Raw genomic sequence first — 5703 nt, 5'->3', positions numbered from 1 at the left:
TTGGCATGCTCAGTCCACCTCCATGGACTATCTAGATGCATGGAGGCTCATGGATAGTGTCGGAAACGTACCAACCGGGATATGTATGAATCGGACATTCGACGTGTTTGACTACCTTTCAGCGCTGGCGCAGGCCAGCGTCAGCTGACGCTGTCGGTGACTTCTGACCTGTCGAACAGCACGCCGAGACCATGCTCGACGGCACAGGCAGCGATCATGTCGTCAAGGGCTTTCCCGGACACAGGGCAATTGGGGAGGACTTCCCGTATGGCGGTTTCAGCCCTTGATGTTGAAACCACGTCGTGCCGCCTTTTCCTGGTCTCCATATAGTGCTCGACCAGGGTTTTAAGACGCCTTGCCGCAATCTCATCTGCAAACATTGTTGTTCACTCCTGTTAGTCAGGTCGCCGGGAAACAATGGCCCGCCCCTGTACGAGGGCGGGCCAATCCGATCGAGTGACCGGTGATCCGAGTGAGGGACTTGGATCGCTAAAGTAAGTTTGAGTCGGATTATTCGTTCCAAGGCGGCTACGGCTTGGTAATTCCCGTACGTTGATTTCCATGCTGAGGTCTGCGGCCGGCAAATGGGAAGCCTAGGTTGCCTGGCCGCATCAAGCCCTCTTATGCACCCCTCGGACCTTGTCGCCGGTCAGGCGGCGCGGGACTTCAGCAAGAGAGCAGGTCGGATCACATGGCTTTCTCGCAAAGCATTTGGCGCCATCCGCACTTTTCGACCAGGCCTTTTTGGTCTGCAGAACAAACACCCCGCCGATGCGTCACCACGGCTCGTAATATTGGCGCGCTTTATCGTCTTGTAAGTAGGCCAGTTGGTGCCTGGATCGGCGCGCCGGTCCAACTGACAAGGGCAACAAGCAACGATGCACAGGTAGCAGCGGCGGCAAACACCACGACCAGCCGCGGCGGAGGATTTCGAGCATTGTCCAGTGTGCGGACTGGACTTCGACAAGCGCGGCCTAGGCCAGGTGCTTCATCATGCGAAGACCCAGCACCAACTGCGCCTTGCGGAGAGGGGGAGAGCACCAGGTGCAGCCTGCCTACTACGACTTCTTCATCTTCCGTCGTTGTGGAGCCGAGCCGTCTTTGCATCTCGTCCCGCGCGCTCGAATTCCCGCGCAGCATCCGCGTGCGCTCCTTTCCTGTCTTGTTTTGTTTATCGGTGAATGCTTGCCTTTCCCGCATTGTTCTCCCCGGAACTGACAGAACAGCGCTTTGTTGCCGCACCGAACGATTGTCGCAGATCGAGTTCCACCCGCACAGAAAAAACGCTGCCTCCTCGCCATGGCGGGCTAGATCCACTCCCAAAGCGCACGCCGCTTCCTCTGGAACGCTTCAACCACTTTGCCGTTGTTAAGGCACCTGCAGGAGGCTGGCATGAGAATACTCCTCCACCGAATTGTGCGGCCGGCTGTGATTGCATGGCTGCTCTTTACCGTGCAGACATTTGCTCAGACTGGGCAGCAAGACGATCTATCGGGGCAAGGCGCATCGCCGACGACGGAAGATTCGCAGGACCCGCAAGATGTTGGCGTTGACGTTTCGCTTGGCAGGCAAGAGGTGAAACAGAAAATCGCAGCCAAGCTTGGGATCTCTGAGGCTGAGGTGCCTCTGGCCGTGCATGTTCCCATCGCGCTCGCTGAGCGGGTCTGTGAAAAAGAGGCGTTCGACGCGCGCGCCAACGTGAACCGAAGCTGCACCGCGACGAAATACATCCCGGAAATTGCCGAAGCCGCCCGAAATCATCCTCAGACCTCCGCGGTTCCGGAGCAATAGTCGCTAAATAATGGCCCCCCCGGAGGGGATGGGAAGAGGCGGGCCGATCGACGAGTCCCGATCTCGCAGCATGTGAATTGGCTACTATTCCCCTACGGCTGGGTAGCGACAGCTCGCACAGAGCGCGGAGGGCAGCGGCGCCTCTGATTTGTGTTTGGGCAAGCTCACGAAGCAAGCACATCATTCGCGCCCGATGATCCGCAAGGCTGGAACCGCAGCGCCCGCCCCAGCTCGATCTCATTGAATCGCGTGGTCAGGCGTACGTTGGGGGAATGTCATCGCCCATGTAGCACGGCCTTTTGGCTACCTCCCAATCGGGTTGGTCAAAATACATGGTCACAAAAAGCCCGCCGCACCTTTCGATACGGCGGGAGATCGGTCGTGCACCAGGCACAAGCGCAGTCGATACTCGTGACCCGTGCTCTCTCCCAAGAGGCGCGGGCTGTGCATTGTCAATCCGATACTCCGGAGTCGCCGCGGATATGTCTCCTAAACCGCAATGCTACCGCAGCAGATCGGCGACAATCCCCAGATCGAGCGCCTCTTCAGCGTGGATGTAGCAATTGGTTGTCGCTCGGCGGTAGAGTTCGTCAACGTTAAGCGAACTGCCCTCAACGAGTTCCTTAAAGCCCTCCATTTCCAGTCGCTCCGCTGTCTCAAGTAGCGCAAGCTGCTCGCGCACGATCTGGATGGATGATTTCATCGGGCCATTCAGTTCGACACTCTTCTGCATACGCCGCTCATGCACCAGGAGAACCGCGTCCGTGGTGAGGAAACGGAACGGCTTCGGGAAAGCCGCGAAGATAGTTACCCCGCCGAATACACTTTCGTCTTGCCGACGCAGTACGCATTTCGGCCTGAATGCTGCCGAAACAGCCGGATTTCGAGGGCAATCCGCCGGGCCGCATCGGCATCCCCGCCGTTGGTGTTGATCTCCATGATGAGGTCGTCTCCGCTCTGGCGCACGTCTTCCAGGCGACCAAGAAAGAAGACGACAGTGCCATCGTCGATCAGACCGCGACCGAGATGTTAGGCTCGAACAGGAGTTGCCGGAGGCACCGGCGACAAAGGCGCGCCTCCGTCGTCCGGAGGCGCGTTCTCTCTCTTGTTCATGACGTGCTCATTGATTCTGCTTTCGAAGCGCCGTCTAACTAGGCAGCTTCCTGCATCGCTCTCTCGTTGACGCTGGTCTCTCCAAGCTGCGTCAGCGCTTCGTCAGTCGCCTTTTCCTCTTCGAGCGTCTCCTCGAGCAGCGGCACGGCATCCTTTAGGCCGAGAAGTCCGGCCCAGGTGATCAGGGTGCCATAGCGGGCGATCTCATAGTGTTCGACAGCTTGCGCCGCCGCCACAAGACCAGCGTCCAGAGCTGGAGCTTCCTTGAATTCCTCAAGTATCTCCTGTCCTTCCTCAATGATGCCGTCGATCGCGGGACACGTCTTTCCTTGTGCCCGTTTGCCGAAAATCTCGAAGACCTGCTGCAGCCGATCGATCTGAGCCTCCGTCTCGTCGCGGTGCTTTTCGAATGCGGCGGTCAGTTGGTCGGATTCGGCACCCTTCGCCATCTTCTTCAGCGCAGTCAGGATTTTGCGCTCAGCGTAGTAGACGTCCTTCAGTCCGTCGTGGAAAAGATCTTCGAGGCCCTTGGCCTTGGTTTGCGATTCCTGTTTCGTAACCATCGTCGTCTCCGAGTGTGAGAAACGCGTGTCTGGTGGCACGCGCAGCTTTAACCAAAGTGGGTGCTGTTTGTTCCTTTTGGCCGATCGGTAACCCTCTGCGCCTGGAAGTCATCGACGTAAACGAACAAACCGCAACGCCCTCAGTAGTGCTTCACCGCCTGAGCCGACGCATTCCTTAGCGATATTGTCGAGCGCGTCGTCGTTTCTCGAAACCAGTACCAGCCGCGCCCCTTTCGTGAAACGCTTGACGCGCCGGTGACCACGACAACGTGCCCCGCAGGTGACAGATGGCGCTGGGATGCCAAGATATTTCGTAGCGGCGTTCACCAGCATCTCGTGGCAGACAACACGGGCCGGGAATGCGAGGGGATTGAGGCGGCGCGCAAGCGGCCATTTCGCTGGATGCCGGCGAAACGTGCACCTGCCCCGGTGTTCCGTGCACGAAAGAAAGCCCGCGCCCTTCGGGAAAAAAGGACGCGGGCCCATCGGGAGTCATCCATGTCGCAGCTGCACGAANCCCGCCCCGGTGTTCCGTGCACGAAAGAAAGCCCGCGCCCTTCGGGAAAAAAGGACGCGGGCCCATCGGGAGTCATCCATGTCGCAGCTGCACGAATGAAACTTTCAGACCGCGTCGAAGTTCCACACCGAAACAATAAAGGCCCGCCGCGCCTTCAGCAGCGCCAGGGCCACCAGACAAAAAGCCCGCGCGCCGAGGGGATGGAAGGACGCGGGCTGATCGGAAGGGGTGCAGTCCGATTTTTCAGCACTAGGGCAAGTGTTGCACGACCAGAAAGCATTTGGCTCGGCCAGGTTCCCGGACGGAAGACAAGCCGCCTGCTGACAAGCCAACGTCCTAACGGTCGTCTCAAAGTCCAAAGAAGTTCTACTCGTCCGGCGTCCCTTCGTATAACTTACAATCCGGAGACGCGAGCATTTCATCTCGTTTTTCAGATTGAGCCTCGACCCTCAGGTCGAACATGCGGCCCAGTAGCGCCAACTCGGACGGGCGGGACGCACCCGCTCCTTCAGCTTGTCGGTGATCGCCACCACCCCCCCGCCCTGCCCACCGCCAGAACCTGCCCTCGGTCGATTTCAGCCAAGCCGCCTCCCATCTCCCCGAATTCCAGGTCGGAAGAATGGATGAGCGTCTGCAACCGGGAGCGATCACGGCCAGAATTTCTATCCCGTCCGGCCTCCAGCCGTGCCTGCTTGCCACAATGAGTTCGCCTTGGGACAGCGGCGCTTGGCCCGCCATTCAGGAACAACAATGCCCAAGCCAAGTTTGGTGGTCCAGGAGGTAACGACAATGCACATACTAAGAACATTCTTTGGGTACTTGTGGCGCTCGAACAGCAAGTCGCCACCAGACCTTGCGCCGCCCGTCGACGCGATCGTTCGGCGGGCCTGATACGCCAGCCCAAACCGAGCGAAAAGCCCGCGCTTCATCCTGCTCCAAGCGGACGTACCTGCCGGCGATTTGCGCACTTGCTCAAGGCAGCGAAATGAAGCCAGGTGCCGGCNTCCTGCTCCAAGCGGACGTACCTGCCGGCGATTTGCGCACTTGCTCAAGGCAGCGAAATGAAGCCAGGTGCCGGCCCGGTATGTTCGTTGCGATTTTCAGCTTGCTGCCGCTGATCGTTTAAAGACGATCGTCACCTTCGTCCCCTTGCTGGCGCTCGAGTCGACCGCGAGCCGCGCCTTGGCGTTCTCGGTCAGCGAGTGCGCGATCAGGGCTCCGAGCTTGCCTGGCTTGGGCCACGTCTCGCCTTCCGGCAGTCCAATTCCGTCGTCAGCCACTATGACCCGGCAGCCGTCGCCATCGACGATGCTGTGCAGCGTTATCGTGCCGCCTTCGCGCCCCTGGAAAGCATGTTTTAGCGAATTGGTCAGCAATTCGTTGACCACCAGTCCAGCCGGCATGGCGACGTTGATTGACACCGGATATGTGTCCACCCTCATATCGAGGCGGATCCCCTCGACTGCATGCGANCGGCATGGCGACGTTGATTGACACCGGATATGTGTCCACCCTCATATCGAGGCGGATCCCCTCGACTGCATGCGAACTCATCACCGCGGACGCGATCTGGCTGAGATAGACGCCAAGATCGACCTCCTCCTTCTGATCGTCGGCGGTAAGCGTCTGGTAGAGGATCGCCAGAGCGTCGACGCGACCGGCGAGCCGCTCAAATCGTCTCCGGTCGGCCTCAGTCGCATTGCGGCTTTCCAGCCGGAT

General features: G+C 59.2%; 5 protein-coding genes and 1 pseudogene. 1 reads left to right on the top strand and 5 read right to left on the bottom strand.

The window, feature by feature from the left end; translation table 11 throughout:
* Nucleotides 1-140: 140 nt before the first annotated feature.
* Complete coding sequence (locus X738_RS80100) at nt 141-380, bottom strand: hypothetical protein (protein WP_023804195.1); 240 nt, start codon at nt 378-380, stop codon at nt 141-143.
* A gap of 1012 nt (nt 381-1392) precedes the next feature.
* Here X738_RS80100 and X738_RS80095 point away from each other — a divergent pair.
* A complete protein-coding gene (locus X738_RS80095) occupies nt 1393-1791 on the top strand; it encodes a hypothetical protein (protein WP_023804194.1) in 399 nt (132 codons plus the stop codon).
* Between the two features lie 502 nt (nt 1792-2293).
* Here X738_RS80095 and X738_RS81590 read toward each other — a convergent pair.
* The 4 genes and pseudogenes from X738_RS81590 to X738_RS88150 form a co-directional block, all read right to left on the bottom strand.
* Nucleotides 2294-2524 carry a hypothetical protein gene (locus tag X738_RS81590; protein WP_023804193.1) on the bottom strand — a complete coding sequence of 77 codons (231 nt, stop codon included), beginning with the start codon at nt 2522-2524 and terminating at the stop codon, nt 2294-2296.
* A 74-nt stretch (nt 2525-2598) separates the two neighbouring features.
* Nucleotides 2599-2730 (bottom strand): hypothetical protein, encoded by a 132-nt coding sequence (locus X738_RS88645; protein WP_280812031.1) that lies wholly within the window; start codon nt 2728-2730, stop codon nt 2599-2601.
* A 212-nt stretch (nt 2731-2942) separates the two neighbouring features.
* Nucleotides 2943-3467 (bottom strand): YciE/YciF ferroxidase family protein, encoded by a 525-nt coding sequence (locus X738_RS80085; protein WP_023804191.1) that lies wholly within the window; start codon nt 3465-3467, stop codon nt 2943-2945.
* 1617 nt (nt 3468-5084) lie between these two features.
* A pseudogene (locus X738_RS88150) lies at nt 5085-5703 on the bottom strand (ATP-binding protein); the annotation flags it as partial.

Source organism: Mesorhizobium sp. L48C026A00 (assembly GCF_000502375.1).
Classification (GTDB): domain Bacteria; phylum Pseudomonadota; class Alphaproteobacteria; order Rhizobiales; family Rhizobiaceae; genus Mesorhizobium; species Mesorhizobium muleiense.
Note: the sequence above shows the minus strand (reverse complement) of the source record. Positions and strands in the feature narration are given on the sequence as shown.

What these genes read in the sequence shown, in the direction of transcription:
- X738_RS88645 (WP_280812031.1), bottom strand. Translation starts at nt 2,730, where the DNA reads ATGGAGATCAACACCAACGGCGGGGATGCCGATGCGGCCCGGCGGATT.
- X738_RS80100 (WP_023804195.1), bottom strand. Translation starts at nt 380, where the DNA reads ATGTTTGCAGATGAGATTGCGGCAAGGCGTCTTAAAACCCTGGTCGAG.
- X738_RS80085 (WP_023804191.1), bottom strand. Translation starts at nt 3,467, where the DNA reads ATGGTTACGAAACAGGAATCGCAAACCAAGGCCAAGGGCCTCGAAGAT.
- X738_RS80095 (WP_023804194.1), top strand. Translation starts at nt 1,393, where the DNA reads ATGAGAATACTCCTCCACCGAATTGTGCGGCCGGCTGTGATTGCATGG.
- X738_RS81590 (WP_023804193.1), bottom strand. Translation starts at nt 2,524, where the DNA reads ATGCAGAAGAGTGTCGAACTGAATGGCCCGATGAAATCATCCATCCAG.